Raw genomic sequence first — 1857 nt, 5'->3', positions numbered from 1 at the left:
GTCCGCACGAGGTGCGCGGCAGCCCCGTCACCCGGCGGGCGTGCCGGCTCCGCCGGGGTGTCGAGCAGCGTGAGGTGGGCGCTCATGTCGTGGCTGGTGGTCTCCGCGGCCTCCCAGCTCACGCCCCGGGCGTCCGAGGCGACGAGGAAGAGCCCCGGCCCGGCCCCCGTCCGTCGAAGCACCAGGACGTCCACCACGACCCCGAACTGGCGCGGGAACGCGGCTCCGAGGACATCTTCATGAACATCCTGACCAGCAACGGGCTCGTCGACCGGTACGTCACCGGCTGGGCCGGCCCCGCCTCCGTCGTCAAGGCCATCCGGATCAGGCTCGGCGCCCGCGCCGCCCAGGGTGGTGGAGATCTGCTTGCCCCACAGGAAGTGCCGGTGCACCGGGTAGTCGGTGTCGACGCCGATGCCTCCGTGCACGTGCTGGACGCGGTGGACGGTGTTCAGACCCCCTTCGGTGGCCCACCACTTGGCGACCAGCGCGGCCCGGTCGGCGCCGGCCTCGTCGAAGGGTTCGGCGGTCGCGTCGACGGCCTGCCAGAGGGTGACCCGCATCGCCTCGATGTCGATGTAGCAGTCGGCGAGCTGGTGCTGAACGGCCTGGAACGTGGCCAGCGGACGGCCGAACTGCTCCCGGTCGCGCAGATGCCCGGCCGCGTGGCCCAGCGCTCCTTCGGCCACGCCGGTCTGGACGGCAGCCAGGGCGATGGAGGCGGTCCGCACGAGGTGCGCGGCAGCCCCGTCACCCGGCGTGCCGACCGGCTCCGCCGGGGTGTCGAGCAGCGTGAGGTGGGCGCTCATGTCGTGGCTGGTGGTCTCCGCGGCCTCCCAGCTCACGCCCCGGGCGTCCGAGGCGACGAGGAAGAGCCCCGGCCCGGCCCCCGTCGAAGCGGTCACCAGGACGTGGCGCGCTCCGGCGGGAGCCGGCACCACGGCCTTGACCCCGGTCAGGCGCCACTCCGGTCCGTCGGCGACCGCGGCCGTGCGGGGCGCCAGGGGCTCGGCGGGGCCGAACTCCTCCAGGGCGACGGTCAGCCGGCCGGTGCCGTTCATGAGGTCCGGCAGCAGCCGCGACCGCTGCGCCCCGGTGCCGTACGCCGCGACGGTGAGCGCCCCGGTCAGCGCGGGCCACAGCGGCAGCGGGGCCACGCACCGGCCCTGCTCCTCCAGGAGGACGCAGAGGCCCGCCGTCCCGAGGCCGGCTCCGCCGTCCTCTTCGGGCAGGACCGCCGCGAGCAGCCCCGCCGTGACGAGGTCCGCCCACAGCGGTTCGTCGACGCGGCTCGCCGAGGTCTCCACCTCGCGCAGCCGCTCGGGCGTGACACGGTCGGCGAAGATCTCGCGGGCCAGGTCACGCACCGCTTCGAGCTCTTCTCCCAGGGAGAAATCCATCAGGGCGCCTCCGTCGGGGCGGGCCGGAACACCGGCAGGGTCAGGTCGGGGTCGGCGTCGAGCCAGTCGAGGACGACGGGCATGCCGATGGTGACCTCGTCGGGGGCGATGCCGGTCAGGTTGGTGATGAGGCGGGTGCCTTCGGCGAGTTCGACGACGGCGACGAGGTACGGGGAGTCGAACGCAGGGTGCCGCGGATGGTGGTTCACGACGAAGCTGTAGACGTGGCCGAGTCCGCCGGCCTCGACGGTGTCCCACTCCAGGGAGCCGCACTCCGGGCAGCACGGACCCGGGGGGTGACGCGGTACGGAGCACACGGTGCAGCGCTGGATGAGCAGCCGGTGCTGCCGCGCGCCCTCGAAGAAGAAGGCATTGTCCCGGTTGACGGCGGGGCGCGGACGCAGGGCGGGTGCGGGGGGCACGGCCGCGGCCGTGCCCSCCGCMCCCGCCCTGCCTG

2 protein-coding genes are annotated in these 1857 nt (G+C 74.4%); both read right to left on the bottom strand.

Annotation, left to right across the window (positions count from 1 at the left end):
• A partial coding sequence (locus EAO72_RS41190; RefSeq protein ID WP_410090568.1) for an acyl-CoA dehydrogenase family protein occupies positions 1-1400 on the bottom strand: 1400 nt, incomplete at its 3' end.
• Positions 1400-1857 (bottom strand): Zn-ribbon domain-containing OB-fold protein (locus tag EAO72_RS41185; RefSeq protein ID WP_187285456.1); only part of this gene is annotated, 458 nt, incomplete at its 5' end. The genes EAO72_RS41185 and EAO72_RS41190, both read right to left, overlap by 1 nt.

Origin of the sequence: Streptomyces sp. OR43 (assembly GCF_008042275.1) — a bacterium.
Classification (GTDB): domain Bacteria; phylum Actinomycetota; class Actinomycetes; order Streptomycetales; family Streptomycetaceae; genus Streptomyces.
This window is presented reverse-complemented; position numbering and strand designations above follow the sequence as displayed.